General features: G+C 71.3%; 12 protein-coding genes. 7 read left to right on the top strand and 5 right to left on the bottom strand.

Annotation, left to right across the window (positions count from 1 at the left end; all coding sequences use genetic code 11):
• On the top strand, window positions 1-1,938 hold the full coding sequence (locus tag WME75_RS23625) for a DNA gyrase/topoisomerase IV subunit B (protein WP_437475538.1): 1,938 nt from the start codon (window positions 1-3) through the stop codon (window positions 1,936-1,938).
• Window positions 1,939-2,341: 403 nt separating this feature from the next.
• Window positions 2,342-2,938 (top strand): helix-turn-helix domain-containing protein, encoded by a 597-nt coding sequence (locus WME75_RS23630; protein ID WP_437475540.1) that lies wholly within the window; start codon window positions 2,342-2,344, stop codon window positions 2,936-2,938.
• Between the two features lie 183 nt (window positions 2,939-3,121).
• On the opposite strand, the gene WME75_RS23635 is transcribed toward WME75_RS23630, so the two are convergent.
• Window positions 3,122-3,940 (bottom strand): carbon-nitrogen hydrolase family protein, encoded by an 819-nt coding sequence (locus WME75_RS23635; protein WP_437475543.1) that lies wholly within the window; start codon window positions 3,938-3,940, stop codon window positions 3,122-3,124.
• Window positions 3,941-3,999: 59 nt separating this feature from the next.
• Window positions 4,000-4,701 carry a hypothetical protein gene (locus tag WME75_RS23640; protein ID WP_437475545.1) on the bottom strand — a complete coding sequence of 234 codons (702 nt, stop codon included), beginning with the start codon at window positions 4,699-4,701 and terminating at the stop codon, window positions 4,000-4,002.
• Between the two features lie 151 nt (window positions 4,702-4,852).
• Here WME75_RS23640 and WME75_RS23645 point away from each other — a divergent pair, with 151 nt between their 5' ends.
• Both WME75_RS23645 and ligA read left to right on the top strand, forming a co-directional pair.
• A complete protein-coding gene (locus WME75_RS23645) occupies window positions 4,853-5,338 on the top strand; it encodes an NUDIX hydrolase (protein ID WP_437475548.1) in 486 nt (161 codons plus the stop codon).
• Window positions 5,339-5,351: 13 nt separating this feature from the next.
• On the top strand, window positions 5,352-7,370 hold the full coding sequence (ligA, locus tag WME75_RS23650; protein ID WP_437475551.1) for an NAD-dependent DNA ligase LigA: 2,019 nt from the start codon (window positions 5,352-5,354) through the stop codon (window positions 7,368-7,370).
• Between the two features lie 18 nt (window positions 7,371-7,388).
• Here the strand turns inward: ligA and WME75_RS23655 are convergent, their stop codons facing one another.
• The gene (locus WME75_RS23655; RefSeq protein ID WP_437475554.1) at window positions 7,389-8,393 is read right to left on the bottom strand and encodes a DUF2804 domain-containing protein; all 1,005 of its coding nucleotides are present in this window, start codon (window positions 8,391-8,393) and stop codon (window positions 7,389-7,391) included.
• Window positions 8,394-8,563: 170 nt separating this feature from the next.
• On the opposite strand from WME75_RS23655, the gene pruA reads away from it, so the two are divergent.
• Window positions 8,564-10,204: an L-glutamate gamma-semialdehyde dehydrogenase gene (pruA, locus tag WME75_RS23660; protein ID WP_437475557.1), complete on the top strand. Its 1,641-nt coding sequence runs from the start codon at window positions 8,564-8,566 to the stop codon at window positions 10,202-10,204.
• A gap of 86 nt (window positions 10,205-10,290) precedes the next feature.
• Here the strand turns inward: pruA and WME75_RS23665 are convergent, their stop codons facing one another.
• Complete coding sequence (locus WME75_RS23665; RefSeq protein ID WP_437475560.1) at window positions 10,291-10,563, bottom strand: hypothetical protein; 273 nt, start codon at window positions 10,561-10,563, stop codon at window positions 10,291-10,293.
• 441 nt (window positions 10,564-11,004) lie between these two features.
• On the opposite strand from WME75_RS23665, the gene WME75_RS23670 reads away from it, so the two are divergent.
• Together WME75_RS23670 and WME75_RS23675 are read left to right on the top strand one after the other, a co-directional pair.
• Complete coding sequence (locus WME75_RS23670) at window positions 11,005-12,537, top strand: hypothetical protein (protein WP_437475563.1); 1,533 nt, start codon at window positions 11,005-11,007, stop codon at window positions 12,535-12,537.
• Between the two features lie 234 nt (window positions 12,538-12,771).
• Entirely contained in the window at window positions 12,772-14,922 is a 2,151-nt protein-coding gene (locus tag WME75_RS23675) for a M3 family metallopeptidase (protein WP_437475566.1), read from the top strand.
• Between the two features lie 61 nt (window positions 14,923-14,983).
• Here the strand turns inward: WME75_RS23675 and WME75_RS23680 are convergent, their stop codons facing one another.
• Complete coding sequence (locus WME75_RS23680; protein WP_437475569.1) at window positions 14,984-17,785, bottom strand: tetratricopeptide repeat protein; 2,802 nt, start codon at window positions 17,783-17,785, stop codon at window positions 14,984-14,986.
• Window positions 17,786-17,870 lie beyond the last annotated feature (85 nt).

A 17,870-nucleotide genomic window follows, 5' to 3' on the forward strand; every position in this document is an offset into this window, starting at 1 on the left:
ATGGCCGCCACGAATCCCCCGGTCCGCGCCGCGTCCGGCGCGCGTTACACGGCCGCTGACATCGAGGTGCTCGAGGGGCTGGAGCCCGTCCGCAAACGCCCCGCCATGTACATCGGTGGCACCGACGTCAGGGGCTACCACCACCTGCTCTGGGAGATCGTCGACAACGCCGTCGACGAGGCGATCAACGGACACGCGAAGCGGATCGAGGTGACGCTCGACGCCGATCTCCAGGGCGTGACCGTGACCGACGACGGGCGCGGCATGCCCGTCGACGTGCACCCCCGGTACAAGCGCCCCGCGCTCGAGCTCATCCTCTGCACGCTGCACGCGGGCGGGAAGTTCGGGAGCGACAGCTACAAGGTCTCGGGCGGCCTCCACGGCGTCGGCTCGAGCGTGGTCAACGCGCTCTCGGAGCTCGTCGAGGTCCGGGTGCTCCGCGACGGGTTCGAGCACCAGCAGACGTTCTCGCGCGGCGCGCCGAGCAGCAAGCTCAAGAAGGGCGCGCCCACCCGCAAGCACGGCACGAGCATCCATTTCCGGCCGGATCCGGAGATCTTCGGGCAGGGCCGGCGGTTCGATCCCGACACCATCCGCGAGCGCCTGGAGGCCAAGGCGTACCTCCACGGGGGGCTCGCGATCGCGTTCCGCGATCTCTCGTCCGGGGAGTCGATCGAGCTCCTTCACCCGAACGGCATCGCGGACTTCCTGCCGAAGCTGGTCTCCCAGCGCGGCAAGGCCGTGACGCACCCGACCATCTTCTACGTCGCGCGCGAGGGCGAGATCCGGCTCGAGTCCGCGCTCCAGTGGACGGAGTCGACCGACGACTACGTGAAGTCGTACGTCAACGGCATCCCCACGCACGCGGGCGGCGCGCACGAGGCGGGCTTTGGCTCCGCGATCGTGAAGGCGGTCCGCGCCTTCATGGACGCGAAGAAGATCCAGCCGAAGGGGGTGACGCTGACGGCCGACGACATCCGCGAGGGGATCGTGGGCGTCCTGTCGATCTACATCCAGGAGCCTCAGTTCCAGGGGCAGACGAAGGATCGACTCAACAACGCGGAGGCCGGACCGGCGGTCGAGGGCCTGGTCCGGCCCGCGCTCGAGCAGTGGCTGCTCCACAATGGCACGGCCGGCGAGTCGATCGTGGCCCGCGCGATCCTGGCAGCGCGCGCCAGGGAGGCGCGGCGCGAGGCGACCCAGCAGGTCCTGCGGAAGACCCCCGTGTCGCACCGGCTCAACCTGCCGGGCAAGCTCGCCGACTGCTCCTCGACCGATCCCAGCGAGAGCGAGCTCTTCATCGTCGAGGGAGACAGCGCAGGCGGCTCCGCCAAGCAGGGCCGGGATCGCCGGACCCAGGCGATCCTCCCGCTGCGCGGCAAGGTGCTCAATGCGGAGCAGGCCTCGACCTCGAAGGTGCTCGGCAACAAGGAGCTCCAGGACATCGTGAGCGCGCTGGGCTGCGGCTTCGGCAAGGACTTCGACGCCTCCAAGTTGCGATACGGCAGAATTTTTCTACTCATGGACGCCGACAGCGACGGCCAGCACATCGCGACGCTGCTGCTGACGTTCTTCTACCGGCACCTGCCGGGCTTGCTCCGCGGCGGTCACGTGTTCCTCGCACAGCCGCCGCTCTACAGGATCGACGTCAGCAAGGAGACGTACTGGGCGCTCGACGACGCAGAACGCGACCGGATCCTCGCGAAGCTCCCGAAGACGGCCAAGGCGGATATTTCTCGCTTCAAGGGACTAGGCGAGATGCCCGCGGAGGACCTCAAGGCGACGACACTCGACATCCGCCGCCGGCGCGCGCTGCGCATCGTGATCGAGGGAGAGATCGAGACCGATCGCATCCTGAACGAGCTGATGGGCAAGGACGCGCAGGCGCGCTTCCGCTTCATCATGGAGCGCGCGCCGAACGCCGAGATCGACGTCTGACATCGACCCCTCGCCCCAGAGGTCGCGGCGCCTCCTCGCGCGCGCGCGAATCTCGTTGGATGCCGGATCGCCGGCTCACATTCATCACCTGACAGTCACAAGATCGCCGCGACGATGTCGCGATCCGTGCGACCGCCGCGGCGTGCGTGCGGCGTGCGCGCCGCACAGACACGTTGTGCCAGGCACGGGGGATCCCCGGCGGCTGTGCCACGTGAACTGTGGGCCACACCCCCTATGACATCGCGAGCAGGTTGACTCGCAAACGCGGCGTTTTGCGCTGTTGAACGCCGATTCACCTGAGCCGGGAGCGCTGAGTCAGCTTGCGGCCTGCTGGTTGCAATACGTCGCGCCGGTGGCCGCGATGACCGCGGCACATCGCCCTTTCACCGCTGGAGAGGTACTCGTGACGACTGCGCTTCCCATCTCGACTCCGATCGCACCCTCCTCGTCCCACAACACGCCGGCCGCATGCTCCCTGTCGGTTCCGGCCACGCCCATCGCAGCCGCGAGCGACGAGTCGGTCGCACGGCCGACGCCGCTCCCGGCGTCCGACGCCACAGCGCCGAGCGACAGCGCGCTGCCGCCGCACGAGCTCGCTGCAACCAGCGCTGGCTCGCGCTCCACCCTTCCGCCGCGCCCGGCAGTCCCGCTCCCGCGCAGCACCTCGGAGCGGCTCCTGCTCGGTCGCGACCACATCCGCAGCGCTGCAGAAGATGGACAGAGGATCCGTTCCTACGAGATCGCACTGCAACTCGATCTGTCCGAATTTCATTTCGCGCGGCTCTTCCGTGCCGCCTTCGGGCTATCGCCGCACGTCTACTACGACGAGGTACGCGCGGAACGCGCCCGCACGCTCTTACGCGAGGGGCACACCGAGCGGGAGGTCGCCCGCCGCATCGGCTTCCGCCGGCCGGCGGAGCTCCGGGTCCTCCTGTCGAAGCGCGGCGGCTCGCTGCCCCCGGCCGGCGAGGCGGAGGCGAGCGACGCCTCGGCTGAGTGATCGGCCGAGTGATCGGCTGAGTGATCGGCTGAGTGATCGGCTGAGTGATCGGCCGAGTGATCGGCTGAGTGATCGGCCGAGTGATCGGCTGAGTGATCCAACGCAAGACGTCGGCCACGCGAAGCGCCGGAACCACCAGCCGCCCTGGCGCGAGACAAAGTGCTTACCCCCATGACAGCGTGATCAGAGTCGTCTGTGCTTGAGCGAGGGGAGATTCGTCCTGACCCGATCGAGGTAGGCGGGGTCGAGCATCGCCATCGCGATCCCCTCCCCTTCGGAGGCCTGAGCGATCACCTCACCCCACGGATCGATCACGCACGACTTCCCGAAGGTCGCCCGCCCGCCGGGGTGCTTGCCCCACTGCGCTGCGGCCACGACGTACGCCTGGGCCTCGATGGCCCGCGCGCGGAGCAGGACCAGCCAGTGGTCCTTGCCGGTGAGCAGCGTGAACGCCGCGGGGACGACGATGGCCTCGGCGCCTTCCGACGAGAGCGCGCGATAGAGCTCCGGGAACCGGACGTCGTAGCAGATCGATAACCCGAGCTTCACGCCGTCGATCTCGGTGACGACAGGGAGCTCGCCGGCGGTCGTCGACGCCGACTCGCGGTACTTCGTGCCATCGGCGATCTCGACATCGAAGAGGTGAATCTTCCGGTAGCGGGCGGTGAGCCGGCCGTCGGGCCCGAAGACCGCGCAGGTGTTGTACGGCCTCGCCGCATCCGGCGCGCGCTCGGGGAAGCCGCCGGCCACGAGGGTCACCCGGGCGGACCGCGCCACGTCGGCGAGACGATGCGCGATGGGACCGCCGCCGGCGTCGAGGTCCTCCGCGATGTGGCGCTTTCCCTCCTCGTTGCCCATGTACGCGAAGTTCTCTGGCAGCACGACCGTCGTCGCCCCGCGGCCCGCCGCCTCCACGACGCGCGCCTCGATCCGCGCCAGGTTCTCGCTCACGTTCTCCTGGCTGGAGAGCTGGAGGGCCGCCCAGATCACCGGTTTCTGCATGGGGCAAGCCTACCGCACGAGGAACCGGAGCGGACCGCGCATGGAAGAGCGCGCGGACTTCACCGGATTCCTCTTTGTCCGGACGCGCCCGCAGCTCCTCCGTCGCCCCCAGCTCCGCCAACGCCCGCAACCCCGCCGGCGCCCGCAGCTCCGCCGGCACCACCCAACCCGGCGCCCGCAACCCCGCCGGCGCCCGCAGCTCCGTCGGCACCACCCAACCCGGCGCCCGCCTCAGCGCACTCGAGCGGCGCGTCGTAGTAGGCGCACCTCGCGCCGCACGCGGCGCACACGCAGGCGAGCACCTGCTGAAACGCCCGGTGGGCGGCGCCCGCATCGTCCGGGAACACGCACGCGGTCTGGCAGGCCTTGCTGTGACCGCAGCCCTTGAGGCACACGCTGATCTGCCTGCACCCGGGCTCGCCGTCGCACGCGGAGAGCTGCTCCTCGCAGCGCGCACCGCGGGAGGCGTGCTCGTTGAAGCAATCGCCGCATCGCCCCGCTTCGCCGCCATAGGCAACGACGCACTCGCAGAGGTTCGCCGGCCGAGGCCCCTCGTCGACGCTCGCATCGGACGGCGCGCCCCCCGCTGCGCCCGCGCCGCTCGACGTGCCGGCATGAGCGCGCGGCGGCGGGAGCCGTTCTTCGGTGCAGCTCGGCGTCGACGCGAACGCGAGCGCCGCCCCCCACGCCGTCGCGCCGCAGAGGACAGCGCGGCCGTACGATCCGACAGGAGCGCGCAGCGCCCTCCACACGAACGACATGATGGAGCGAGCGTAGCCTGCCCCTCACCCGGGGCCGAGCTCGAGCCGCGCCGCTCACGGCCGCCCGAGGGATCGGCCGAGGTCGCACGGAACCCTCTCCCGGCCGCCGCCGATCGCTCCTATGCTTTGCTGACACGTCGCAAAAATTCTCATGGAAATCGCTCCCCTCTCGCTGTTACCGCGCTCCGTGCTCGCCCTGGCCAAGGAGGTCGCGCGCGCGTTGCTCCGGCGGCCGGTCGTCGGGATCGCCGCCGCCGCACAGACCGCCGACGGCCGGTGGCTGCTCATTCGCCGCAGCGACACCGGAACCTGGGCGCTCCCAGGAGGGACCCTGGAATGGGGCGAGACGCTCCGCGACAGCATCGTGCGGGAGCTCGCCGAAGAGGCCGGCGTCACCGAGGTCGAGCTCGGGCGGGTCGTGGGCGTGTACTCGCGGCCCGACCGCGACATCCGCTTCCACGCCGTGACGGTCGTCGTCGCCGCCCGGATCGGCGCACCCACACGCCCGCCACAGAACCCGCTCGAGATCCGCGAGGCCAGGCTGTTCCGCGAGGACGAGCTCCCGGCCGAGCTCGCGATGGGCATGGGGGACCTCCTCGCCGCCGCCCGGCGCGCCGGCGACACCGAGCTCGAGTGAGCCGAGGCAAGCGATGACGCAGGCACACCACGACGAGGCCGAAGCGCGCAACCCGCTGCAGGGCGGGCTCGCGACGGATCCGACGCACAAGGCGAGGATCGATGAGCTCGCCGAGCGCATCGAGAAATATAGGGCCAGCTACTACGCCGGGCACCCGGAGATCTCGGACGCGGCGTTCGACGCCCTCGAGGATGAGCTCCGCGCCCTCGATCCCGCGCACCCGGTGCTCGCCCGGGTCGGCTCGGCCTCCCTGATCACGGAGTGGGAGAAGGCGCGGCACGAGATCCCGATGGGCTCGCTCAACAAGGTCGTCTCCGAGGACGAGCTCCGGGCCTGGGTCGCCCGGTGCGACGAGCTCCTCGCGAAGGACGCGCGCGACGGCGCCGCGCAGCCGGCGAGCTCCGCCGGTGCGAGCGTCGCGGACGACCTCTTCGTGGCGGAGAAGCTCGACGGCATCTCCATCGAGGTCATCTACAAGGGCGGCAAGCTCGTCGACGCGATCACCCGGGGCGACGGCGAGTGGGGCGAGCGGATCACCGCGAACGTCGCGAGGATGAAGGGCGTCCCCTCGAGGATCCGGGAGCGGGGCCGGCTGTCCGTGCGCGGCGAGATCATCCTCCGCCTCTCGGACATGAAGCGCTATTTCCCCGGCGTCACCAGCCCGCGCAACATGGCCGCGGGCGCGGCCAAGCGGTTCGACGGCCAGGGGGCGGAGCACTGCACGGTGCTGTTCTACGACGTCGCCGATCACCTCGAGATCCCGACGTGCCGGGCGCGCTTCGCGTGGCTGCGCGACCTCGGCTTCGCGACGCCGCAGACCGCGCACGGCAACGTCGAGGACGTCGTGAAGCTCTATCGGCGCTACTCGAGCGAGCTCCGCGCGGGCCTCGACTACGAGATCGACGGGCTCGTCGTCTACGTGGACTCGCTCCACCTCCAGGGCATGCTCGGCGACGTCAACCGAAGGCCGCGCGGCGCGGTCGCCTTCAAGTTCGCGTCGCCGGCCAAGGTGACGACGGTCGTGGCGATCCAGTGGGACACCGGGCCGAGCGGGCGCGTCACCCCGGTGGCGATCGTCGAGCCGGTGGAGCTCGCGGGCGCCAACGTCCGGCGCGCCTCCCTGCACAACGCAGCCAACGTGCGCGGCCTCGGCATCGGGGTGGGCGACGAGGTGCTGGTCTCGCGCCGCAACGACGTGATCCCGTACGTCGAGGAGGTCGTCGAGAAGCGCGGCCCCGTCGCGGTCCCCCCGTCGCTCTGCCCGGTCTGCAGCGCGCCGCTCGTCGTCGAGGGAGAGTACCTCCTCTGCCGGAACGCCGCGTGCCGCGCCCTCATCGAGGGGCGCATCCACAACTGGATCGACGCCATCGGCGCGCTGGAGTGGGGCGACAAGCTGATCGAGCAGGTGGTGGCCGCGGGCCTCGTGCGCGAGCCGCTCGACCTCTACAAGCTCACGGTGAAGGACATCGCCGAGCTCGACCGGCGCGGGGAAAAGAGCGCCACGAAGTGCCTCGACCAGCTGAAGAGCCGGCTCCCGCTCACGCTGCCGGTCTTCCTCGCGGCGCTCGGCATCGAGGGGTTCGCGATCCAGACCGCGCGGCTGCTCGTGTCCGCCGGCTACACGACGATCGAGAAGCTGCTCGCGGCCGGCGAGGACGAGCTCGCCGGCATCCCGGGGCTCGGCGCGATCAAGGCCGCGAGCATCGTTCGAGGGCTGCGCGCCCGCGGCGACGAGATCGCGCGGCTGCTCGCCGCCGGCATCGTCCCGGTGGCCCCCGAGGCCGAGGGGCCGCTCGCCGGCCTCACCTTCTGCTTCACCGGCGCGGCCGTGCGCCCCCGCGGCGAGCTCACCCACCTCGTCGAGTCGAACGGCGGCCGGGTGCTGAACAGCGTCACGAAGGAGCTCAACTACCTCGTCCTCGCCGACGTGGCGTCCGCGTCGAGCAAGGCGGTCAAGGCGCGCAAATACGGCACCAAGCTCATCACCGAGGACGACCTCGACAAGCTCATCACCGAGCGCCGCGGCGGCTGACCGAGGGAGCCGCCGGGGCTACCAGGTGATGTCCTGGTCCTCCGTCACGCCGAGCACGTCCCGGAGCTCGAGGACCCGCCCGTCCGGGACGCGGATCGTGCCGGAGTAGAGGCCGATCGGCTGCAGGAACTCCGAGACGACAAGGCCGAGGTTCGTGTGGTTCGAGTGCGCCGCGCCGGGGACGAACCGGAGATCCACGGCGCCGTCCGCGGTCCGGACGCGCCACGGGTCGAGCGGCCGGGCCGCGTCGAAGGTGAACCGGCCCTCTGCGAGCGGGATCAGGTCGCCATCGATCCAGAGCGCGCACTCGGCATCGCCGATGAACCCCTCGCCCACGTTCAAACCGACGCGCTCGCCGCTCTCGGCGCGCCCCAGCGCGAGGCCCCAGCGCCAGGCCGTGCGGCGCGGCAGGAGGCCGCTCGTGTAGTCGTAGCTGGCGAGCGCTCCATCGAGCGAGATCCGGCGGCCGAGCACCGACGCTTCCCCTTCGACGCCGAGGAGCAGCCGCTTCTCGGTGGCGATCAGGGCGCCGCGCGGCGCCTGCGCGATCGCCGAGAGCGCCGGCGGAGCCGCGCGGCTGTCCAGCCGGGCCTCCAGCGCGAGCCCGCGAAACGCGGCGGCCACAGCGACCCTCGACTCCCCGCGCGGGCGCTCGATCCGCACCTGCGCGCGCGGCAGCCACGCGCGCGCGGAGCTGCCTTCGCCGCCCACGTCGCCCACGCTCGCCGCGAAGGGAGGGCCGAACGTCGAGCGGTCCACGAGCAGCCGCCGGCCCGCCTTGTCGAAGACGACGCCGAACACGAGCGCGAGGTAGCCGAGGTGCACGACCCCGACGGCGATGAAGACCTCGTCGGACGCGATCGCCACGTAGGTCCACCGCTTGTGCCTGAGCAGCCGGTCGAGCCTGCGCAGGGCGAACGGGCTCAGGTCGACGCGCGGGAGCTCGCCCCGGTAGGACCCGGCGCGCGCCGCTCCCGTGCTCGGATCGAGGATCGAATCGGGCGGCGTGATGAGCTCGCGCATCGCACGAGCGTAGCGGCGGCGCGGGCGCTGCCCAAGGCGGGCGAGGCCTGAACATGACATCCGCGAAATGCGGTGAGCGCTGCCCTGCGCGGCCATCCGGCTCACCCGGCGGTCGCGAACGGCGGCGCCGGCGCGCTGCGCGCCCGCATCTCCCCCGCTAGACTCGCGTCATGATCGACGCCATCGCCACGCCCCCGAGCCCCCAGAACGAGCCCGTCCTCGCGTACGCCCCTGGCAGCCCGGAGCGCGCGGCCCTCAAGGCGGAGCTCGATCGCCGGGCACGGGAGACGATCGACATCCCGATGGTCATCGACGGCGAGGCGGTCCGGACCGGAGCCCTCGACGAGGTCCGCGCGCCGCACCGGCGCGACCTCCTCCTCGCCCACGCCCATCAGGGCGGCGCCGAGCACGTCGCGCGCGCGATCGAAGCCGCCCGGCGAGCGCAGCGCGCCTGGTCGCGGGCGCCGTGGACAGAGCGCGCCGCTGTGTTCCTCAAGGCAGCCGAACTGCTCGCGACCCGGTACCGCCCCGTGCTCAACGCGACGACGATGCTCGGTCAGAGCAAGACGGCATTCCAGGCGGAGATCGACTCCGCCTGCGAGCTCATCGATTTCTTCCGCTACAACGTCCACTTCGCCCACCGGATCGCGGCGGAGCAGCCGGCGAGCGCGCCCGGCATCTGGAACCTCGCCGAGCCTCGCCCGCTCGAGGGCTTCGTCTTCGCGGCCACGCCGTTCAACTTCACCGCGATCGCGGGCAACCTGTGCGCGGCCCCGGCGCTGATGGGCAACACGGTGGTCTGGAAGCCGTCGGCGAACGCGCTCTACTCCGCGCACGTCGTGATGGAGCTCCTGATCGAGGCGGGCCTGCCTCGCGGCGTCATCAACCTCGTCATGGGCCCGCCCGAGCTCGTCTCGAACGCCTGCCTCGATCACCCGGACTTCGCCGGCATCCACTTCACGGGATCGACCGCTGTCTTCCGGTCGATCTGGCGCCGCATCGGGGAGAACATCGGCCGCTACCGGAGCTACCCGCGCATCGTGGGCGAGACCGGCGGCAAGGACTTCGTCTTCGCGCACGCGAGCGCCGACGTCGACGCGCTCGCCGTGGCGCTCGTCCGGGGGGCCTACGAGTACCAGGGGCAGAAGTGCTCCGCCGCGTCGCGCGCGTACGTCCCCCGCTCGCTCTGGCCGGCGCTCAAGGGCCGACTCGAGGGCCACATCCAGGCGATCCGCATGGGGGACGTCGCCGACTTCCGCAACTTCATGGGCGCGGTGATCGACGGGCGCTCGCACGCCCGGCTCACGGAGCGGATCGCCGCGGCGAAGAAGGACCCGGCGTGCTCGGTCGTGTGCGGCGGCGGCGGGCGCGCCCACGACGGGAGCGACGGCTGGTTCGTGGAGCCGACGCTGATCGAGACCACGGATCCGCGCCACGCCCTGATGACGGAGGAGCTGTTCGGTCCGGTGCTGACGGTCTGGGTCTACCCCGACGGCGAGGAGGACAAGGCGCTCGCGCTCTGCGACGAGACGTCACCGTACGGCCTCACGGGCGCCGTGTTCGCGCGGGACCGGGCGTTCATCGAGGCAGCGAGCGACGCGCTCCGCTTCGCGGCGGGCAATTTCTACATCAACGACAAGCCGACGGGCGCCGTCGTCGGGCAGCAGCCGTTCGGCGGCGGGCGCGCCTCCGGCACGAACGACAAGGCGGGCAGCCTGTTCAACCTGCTCCGGTGGGTCTCGCCGCGGGTCGTGAAGGAGGCGTTCGCCCCACCGCACGCAGTCGCCTACCCGTTCATGGCAGCCGAGTAGGACGCGCGCGGCGCGCCAGGAGGCACGCGGCGCGGCGGCGCGGCGGCGCGGCGGCGCGGCGACGACGAGGTGGCGGGCCTCGTCGGTCAATCCTCCGGCGAGTAGTCGCAGGCGCCGGCCGCGAGGTCGGCGCAGGACCAGCTCTCCTCCTCGTAGCATTCGGCCTGACGCTCGATGGCGATGGCATAGGACGCGCGGTCGGATTCGCCGAGACAGATGGCGATGCAGGCGTCCTTGCCAGGGCTGTCGGGCTGGCACTCGGCGTTCTTGGCGCAGACGACCTCGCAGGGGTCGCTGCCCGAGCAGCCAGCCGGGAAAGCGAAGAGCAGCAGGGCAAAGACGAGCGCGGGACGGGGCATGGCGGAAGCTCCAGCGGCCATCGGAGCACGCGACGCAGCCGGCGGCGAGAGGCGAGCAGGAGGACGGCCGCGCGCCGTCAGCCTGCCCGGAAGACCAGGATGGAAGCGCGCCCCGACAGCGGAGGCGCCGGAGGTGAGCTAACCGGCGAGAGCCGTGCTCGATCCGCCGCGCCGAGCGCCCGGGCGAAGACCAGGTCGCTCCACGAGAGTTCAGGCCCGACGGATCACCCTCCCGGCACCGCTCACCGAGCTCCACAGCTCGCTCCGGCCTCTGAAGGCTTTATCTGTGGAGCAGCCCCCAATCGCCACGGTTTGTCCAGATCTTGGACCGTCAAAACCGTGCGCTCTCATGGCGCGCACGACGAGCAGGAGTGTAGGTGTACTATTCTCACGTAGCCACACCAAATACTGCTGTGGGACAGCAAACGTGTTGGAGGTGCCATGAGGTCGATGTATTTTTTGGGTTTCTTCGTGCTTGGCACGATCGCGGCGACGGCTGCGGGCTGCGGTGGTGATGACGACGGCAGCGGCGGCAGCGGCGGCAGCGGCGGCGAGGGGGGAGCCGGGACCACCGCGACGTCGAGCGTGACCACCACAACCAGCGGCGTCACGAGCACCTCCACGGGCTCGGGCGACGTGGACGACGGCAACGACAGCATCGATGAAGCAGAGGAGATCCCCGCCGGCAACAACGGGCTAGACGGGACGCTCGAGCCGCTCGAAGAGGACGCGGACTACTATCGGTTCACCGGAACCAAAGGCCTGCCGGTCTTCCTCATCAGCGACGCGAAGCCGGAGGACGCCGAGAGGGATCCGACCTTCCCCGATACGGTCATCACGCTGCTCGACGCCGACGGGAACCAGATCGCGCAGAACGACGACCCGGTCGACGGCCTCACCAACGACAGCGAGCTGGTCACCGTGCTGCCCGCAGACGGCGAGTATTTTGTGGTCGTCCAGGACTGCAACGCGGCCTTCCCGCAGTTCGCCTTCCCGGAGGGTTGCTTCGACCCGACCGAGGTCGTCAGCTTCGACTACTCGCTGCGGTTCCTTCCCGTCAATCTGGCAGCCAGCGACACCGACAGCCTCGTCGGGGAGACGGAGCCCAACGAGGACGCCGAGCAGGCCGTGCCGATGCCGTATCAGCTGACAGCGGACGAATCGGCCTACTACACCACGTTCGTGTTCGGCAGCTTCGCGAGCGAGACCGACGTCGACGTGTATTCGTTCACCCCGCCGGCGACCCCCGAGGTCGACAACGCGCAGCTGGCCGAGCTCACCTTCTCCGGCCCGGGCGGGCCCGAAGGCAATGGCTCGACGGTGGAGGTCAGCGAGGTCGCCGTCTTCAACGCGACCGACCTGACGAGCGCCTATGCGAAGGTCGATCCGTCCAAGGGCGGCGATATCGCCGTTCCTGTGGAGGCCGGGCAAGAGTACCTCGTGTTCGTCAAGCGCCCCGCAGGAGCGGTGGGGAAGAACGACTTTTACATCCTGCTGAACAACCGGGCGAGCTCCGAGCCGCTCGAAGCCGCGGAGCTCACCAACGGTGACGTGACGACGCCGGAAGGCGGCCTGGTCTCCTTCCCCAACGGGGGGGGCGGCGTCAGCTTCGCCATCGAGGGGAAGCTCGCCGACATCGAGGGGGGCGCGGACGTCGACGTCTACGAGGTCCCCCTCGACGACGTGGAAGCGGGCTGGACGATCTCGGTCATCTGCGGAGCCCAGCGCCACGGCTCCGGGGTCCGCGAGCTCAGCGCCGAGGTGCTGAACGGAGACGGCACCCCGATCGACGCCACCACCCACTCGGCCACGGAGACCGAAGCGGAAGAGCTGTTCATCGATAAGGTCGCGCTCCCGGAGGCCCCCGAAGGCAACCGGCTGCTCGTCAAGGTGTCGGCCGGCACCCCGGCCGCCGATGTGACGAGCCGCGGTTACAACTGCCTCTTCGCCTATCTGCCGCCGGCGACCGACTGAGGGTCTGAAGCACCGCACGGCTCGAGCTCCCGTTTTCCGGGGGCTCACGCCGCTCGGCGCTCCGGAGCGCGCACCGTCGGACAGCGCCGGAAGGCCTGGGCCGCGCGCTCCTCCGGTTGCCGCCCGTTGGGTGTTGCCTGTTGCCTCTTGCCTCTTCATTGCAGGCTCCAGGCCGCGGCATCGCCGGCGCTCCCGCCCGAACCCCCCGAGACCCCGTGGTATAGGCGGACCGACATGAAGGTCGGCCACACGCCCGCGCGCGCCGGGCTCCTCTCCCTGCTCCTGCTCGTCGCCTGCAGCGCCGGCCCCCGGACCGGCGCGGTCGCGCCGCCGGACGGGCCCCGCGGCGCCGCCCCGCCGGGGAAGACCTCGCGTCCGGCGATGACGCCGCCGTCCGAGGAGGCCCCGGCGCGCGCCGAGTTCGACCCCGTGCCGCACGGGATCACCGCGAGCGGGGTGAAGCAGCTCTGCGACGATCACCTGCGCGCGGCACAGGAGCACCTCGACGCGATCAGGGCGCTCCGCGACGCGCCGCCGGAGAAGCTCACCTACCCCGCGACCCTCCGGCGGTTCGACGACGCCGTGCTCGAGGTGAACACCGCGGGCGACTTCCCGTACCTGATGGGGGTCGCGCACCCGGACGCGGCCGTGCGAGAGGCCGCCAGGCTCTGCGAGCCGAAGGTCGACAGGTTCACGACCGCGATGTGGCTGGACGCCGATCTCGCCGCCGTCATCAAGGCATACGCCGAGACGGGCGAGGCGCGCGAGACGCTGAAAGGAGAGCGTGCCCGGCTCCTCTCCGACGTCCTCCGCGACTTCCGACGCAACGGGCTGTCGCTGCCGCCCGACCGGCAGCAGCGCCTCCGCGACGTGAACGAGCAAATCACCCGCATCGGACAGGAGTTCATGGCGAACCTGTCCGCGTCGACCGCCTCGATCGAGATCGCGCCCGCCTCGCTCCAGGGGCTGCCCAAGGAGTACGTGGCGAAGCACCCGCCCACGGCGAACGGCAAGGTCGAGATCGGCACCGACTACCCCGACTTCTTCCCGTTCGTCACCTACGCGAAGGACCGCAAGGCCGCGCTCGATCTCTACGTTCTGTTCACCAACCGCGGCGGCGAGAAGAACGTGAAGCTGCTCGATCGCCTCCTCGCGCTCCGCTCCGAGAAGGCGAAGATGCTCGGCTACAAGAGCTGGGCCGACTACGCCATCGAGCCGCGGATGGCCAAGACGAGCGGCGCCGTGCGCGCCTTCCTCGACCAGGTCAAGACCGCGCTGAAGGAGCCCGCCAAGGCCGAGTTCGCGGAGCTGATGAAGGAGCACGTGCGGCTCGGAGGCAAGCCCACCGACAGGCTCCCGCCCTCCGAGCGCTACTTCCTCGAGGATCGGGTCCGCGCGTCCAAGTACCAGTTCAACTCGCAGGCGCTCTCGGACTACCTCGAGATCGGCGCGCTGAAACAGGGGCTCATGGACATCACGGCGCGGATGTACGGGGTCGAGTACAAGGAGGTCCCCGCCAAGGCCTGGCACCCCGACGTGACCGCGTACGAGGTGCGCTCCGAGGGCAAGGCGATCGGGAAGTTCTACCTCGACCTCTACAGCAGGCCCGACAAGTACAAGCACGCGGCGATGTTCGCCGTGCGGACGGCAAAGCTGCTCGACGACGGTTCGTGGCAGACCCCCGTCGCGGCGCTGGAGTGCAACTTCCCGAAGCCGGGGGCGCAGCCGGCGCTCATGTCCCACGAGGACGTGGTGACGTTCTTCCACGAGTTCGGGCACGTGCTGCACCACCTCCTCACGCGCTCCGAGCTGGCCTCCTACTCGGGGACCGCGACCGTCCGCGACTTCGTCGAGGCGCCGAGCCAGATGTTCGAGGAGTGGGCGTGGTCGCGCGAGGTGCTCGATCTGTTCGCGAAGCACCACGCGACCGGCGAGAAGATCCCGGACGATCTCTTCCAGGCGATGACCCGCGCGCGGGGCTTCGGGCGAGCGCTCGCGACGCAGCGGCAGCTCACCCTCGCGTCGATCGACCTGGAGCTCCACTCCCGCGAGCCGGGCTTCGATACGACCCTGGTCGTGGCGCAGGCGCAGCGCGCGAACGAGTCCTTCGCCTTCGTGAAGGGGACGCACCTGCAGTCGAGCTTCGGGCACCTCATCACGTACGACGCCGGCTATTACGGCTACCAGTGGGCCCTGTCGCTCTCGCGCGACGTGCTCACCCGCTTCAAGCAGGAGGGCCTGCTCAACCCCGTCGTCGCACGCGCCTTCCGCGACGAGGTGCTCGCCAAGGGAGGCGGCGTCGAGGCAAGCGATCTCGTCGCCCGCTTCCTCGGCCGACCGCCGCGCCACGATGCGTACCTCGCCTACCTCCAGGGCAAGGAGTGAACGCGCCTCGGCCGCGCTCCGAATAGCGGCGGGGCTCGGGAAGGACCTCTGCCCCGCGGAGCTACGGCTCGATCGCGACGCCGAGCTCCTCGCGCAACGCGTGATAGGCGTCCGAGACGGTGAACGAGAGGAGATCGCCGATCTTCTCCTCCGCCGTCAGCACGCCAGGCGCATCCCCGCGCGAGAGCGACGACGCCGCGACCGAGAGCTCGCCGGTCAGCAGGTAGCCGACCCGGGCAGCGCACCGCTCCACCGAGCCCGCCCAGTGGGCGAGATCCAGCGGCGCGCGGATCTCGTAAAGCTCGAACACCGCGGCCTCCAGCGCGTCACGCTCGCGCTCCGTCAGCCGCTCGTCGAGCAGGGGCATCAGCGCGAGCACCGCGCCCTCGAGCTCGGCAGGAACAGGCTCCGACGGCCGCGCCACCTTGACCGCCGCAGCAAGACAGACACCGAGCTCCTCGAGCGAGGGGAAATGGAGGAGCAGCCGGTGCGGGCCGACGTGGTACGCGACGTGGCTGCCCACCAGGAACGCGAGCTCGGCGGCCGTCCGCCCGCGAAGCGCCTCGCCGCCGACCAGGACGCTCGGCTCCTCGACCGTCACGGCCGCGACCACGATCGGCGCGTCCTTGCGGAGATAGACCGCCGGCGCGGCGATCCCGAGGCACCGGCTCGCCCACGAGAACAGGCGCACCACGCCCGCCGCGTTCCGCTCCGCGTCGGCGCGCGCGGCCGGATCGACGTGGGGGGCCTTCTTCTCCCGTGCGCGCTGGGCGAACCGCGCGCGGATCGCCGCGTCGGCGACCGACGCGAGGATCTCCTCGAGCGCGCGATCGCGATCGGCCGCGCGCAGGAGATCCCAGCTCCCGGGGCCCAGCCCGCGCGCGGGCTGCACGAGGCCCGCGGGCCGGTGCTCCTCGAAGATGAAGCGCTCCCGCTCCTCGGCGGCGCCGAGGTAAACGGCCACGCTCGCCGCGGCCCAGGCCTGGTCGACGCGCCTCAGCTTCTGGAAGGTGTCGAACAGGTCGTGAAACACCTGGACGTTGCCCGGGTCGAGCACCGCCGCGGCCTGGAGGTGCGCGGCCGCGCGCTCGATCCGGCCGGCGCTCCGCGCGAGCGACGCCGCGCTGAGCCGCCCCGGGACGTCGTCCGGCCGCTCGGCCACCGCGCCCTCGAACGCCTCCAGCGCGGAGCTGGGGTCCTCGAGGTGGTCGCGGAAGAGCATGCCGAGGCGGCGGCACAGCTCCCAGGTGACATCGCTCCGGACGCGCAGGCCGGGGATGCGCTGCGCCCGGTCGAGCATGCGCCGGTACGCGAGCTCGAGCTCGCCCCACTCCTGCCGCGCCGAGAGGAGGATCGCGATCAGCGCGAGCGGATCGAGGAACGTGGGATCGGCGTCGAGCGCGCGCTCGAGCAGATCGATTCCATCCTGCTCGCGCGTGACCTCGGTCAAGGTGGCCCGGGCCTCGCCCTGTATCGCGGCGCGCGCGAGCTCCAGGAGCGCGACCGCCCTCTGACGCGGGTCCGGAACGAGCTCGGCGAGGCAGCGGCGCGCGTCGAGCGACGCCGCGAGGTCGCCCGCCGCCTGGTAGAGCCGGCCCAGGCTGCGCAGGACCGCGGCGTCGTCCGGGTCGAGCTCCCTCGCCCGCTCCAGGAGCTGCTGCGCCCGCTCCGGATCCCCGGCGACGATCTCCCAGTGCTCGGCGAACCGGACGAGGAGCGCGAAGCGATCGGCGTCCCCCTCGACGCGCGTGAGCAGCCGCTCCTCCGCGGTGCGCAGCCTGGCGAAGTCCCGCTCGGCGAGGTGGAGCTCGACAAGCGCCTCGAGCGCGGGCCGGTGCTCGGGCGCGAGCGCCAGCGCCTTCTCGAAGCCCTCGATCGCCTCGCGGTGCCGCTCCTGGCGCCACCGCGCGTGGGCGATGCGCAGGTGCACCTCCGCGCGCGCATCCCGCTGCACGACCCCGACGAGCGCGAGCGCCTTCTTGTACGCCGTGAGCGCCCCGTCGAGGTCCGACGCGGCGGCGAGCGTGTCGCCGGCCACGAGGTACTGCGCGACAGGGTCGTCCGGCGCGGGCGCAGGCGTGGTGGCGGCGCCGCCTTCGCCCGCGCTCTCGAGCAGCGCAGCCTCGGGCTCCCTCCGCAGGCGCCTGCCCGGAGCGCCGCCGCGCGGGACGAGCACCGCGAACGAACCCCGCCCGTCCATCCGCGCGAAGCAAGGGATGGCGCCGGCGAGGCCGGGGTTCTCCTGCACGCGGCGGAAGATCTCCTCCGCGGTGAGGCCCCTCTCCAGATCGGCCTCGTCGAGGTGCTCGACGAAGGCGCGGGTGAACACCGACGGCAGGTCGGCGTCGAGCGATCCGATCGGGTGCGCCGAGACGAGGAGCTCGACCCCCGTCACGGGGGACGCCGCCGCCTGCTCCGCGGCGGTGACGACGGCGCGCGAGGTCGCCCCGGGGCCGTGGTGGCACTCGAGGACGAAGAGCACCTCGCCGCGCGCGCGATCGCGGAACACCGCGGCGATGTCGCCCAGCGCGTCACCCACGCCGGGGTTCTCGGGGTCGAGGCAGAGGAAGAGCTCCCCGTCCGGCGACAGCGCCACCGCGCAGGAGGCGTAGAAGAGGAACAGGGTGGAGGCCTCGTCGCGCGCGGCGTCCTCCGCGTCGACAAGGGTCTGCCGCGTCGCGACGAGCTCGTCGAACAGCGCGTCGAGCTGCTCCGCGAGATCCCGCGCGGGATCGACGTCGATCACCCGGAAGCCCGCGTCGTCCAGCGAGAGGCGGGCCCGGATGAGATCACCGTCCAGCGAGCCGGGCGCCGGCCGCTGATCGCGGTGCAAGCTGGGCGTGGCGACGACCGCCAAGCGCATCAGGGCGCCCTCTCCTCGTTGCGTACGCGCATGCAGGCGAGCAATCTACCCAGGGCCGCGCCCGAAGCGAAGAAGGTTGCCACCC

Source organism: Sorangium sp. So ce1014, assembly GCF_051521505.1.
Lineage (GTDB): Bacteria > Myxococcota_A > Polyangia > Polyangiales > Polyangiaceae > Sorangium.

Coding starts and splice junctions, on each gene's coding strand:
- WME75_RS23625 (WP_437475538.1), top strand. CDS start 1: ATGGCCGCCACGAATCCCCCGGTCCGCGCCGCGTCCGGCGCGCGTTAC.
- WME75_RS23635 (WP_437475543.1), bottom strand. CDS start 3,940: ATGCAGAAACCGGTGATCTGGGCGGCCCTCCAGCTCTCCAGCCAGGAG.
- WME75_RS23640 (WP_437475545.1), bottom strand. CDS start 4,701: ATGTCGTTCGTGTGGAGGGCGCTGCGCGCTCCTGTCGGATCGTACGGC.
- WME75_RS23645 (WP_437475548.1), top strand. CDS start 4,853: ATGGAAATCGCTCCCCTCTCGCTGTTACCGCGCTCCGTGCTCGCCCTG.
- ligA (WP_437475551.1), top strand. CDS start 5,352: ATGACGCAGGCACACCACGACGAGGCCGAAGCGCGCAACCCGCTGCAG.
- WME75_RS23655 (WP_437475554.1), bottom strand. CDS start 8,393: ATGCGCGAGCTCATCACGCCGCCCGATTCGATCCTCGATCCGAGCACG.
- pruA (WP_437475557.1), top strand. CDS start 8,564: ATGATCGACGCCATCGCCACGCCCCCGAGCCCCCAGAACGAGCCCGTC.
- WME75_RS23665 (WP_437475560.1), bottom strand. CDS start 10,563: ATGCCCCGTCCCGCGCTCGTCTTTGCCCTGCTGCTCTTCGCTTTCCCG.
- WME75_RS23670 (WP_437475563.1), top strand. CDS start 11,005: ATGAGGTCGATGTATTTTTTGGGTTTCTTCGTGCTTGGCACGATCGCG.
- WME75_RS23675 (WP_437475566.1), top strand. CDS start 12,772: ATGAAGGTCGGCCACACGCCCGCGCGCGCCGGGCTCCTCTCCCTGCTC.
- WME75_RS23680 (WP_437475569.1), bottom strand. CDS start 17,785: ATGCGCTTGGCGGTCGTCGCCACGCCCAGCTTGCACCGCGATCAGCGG.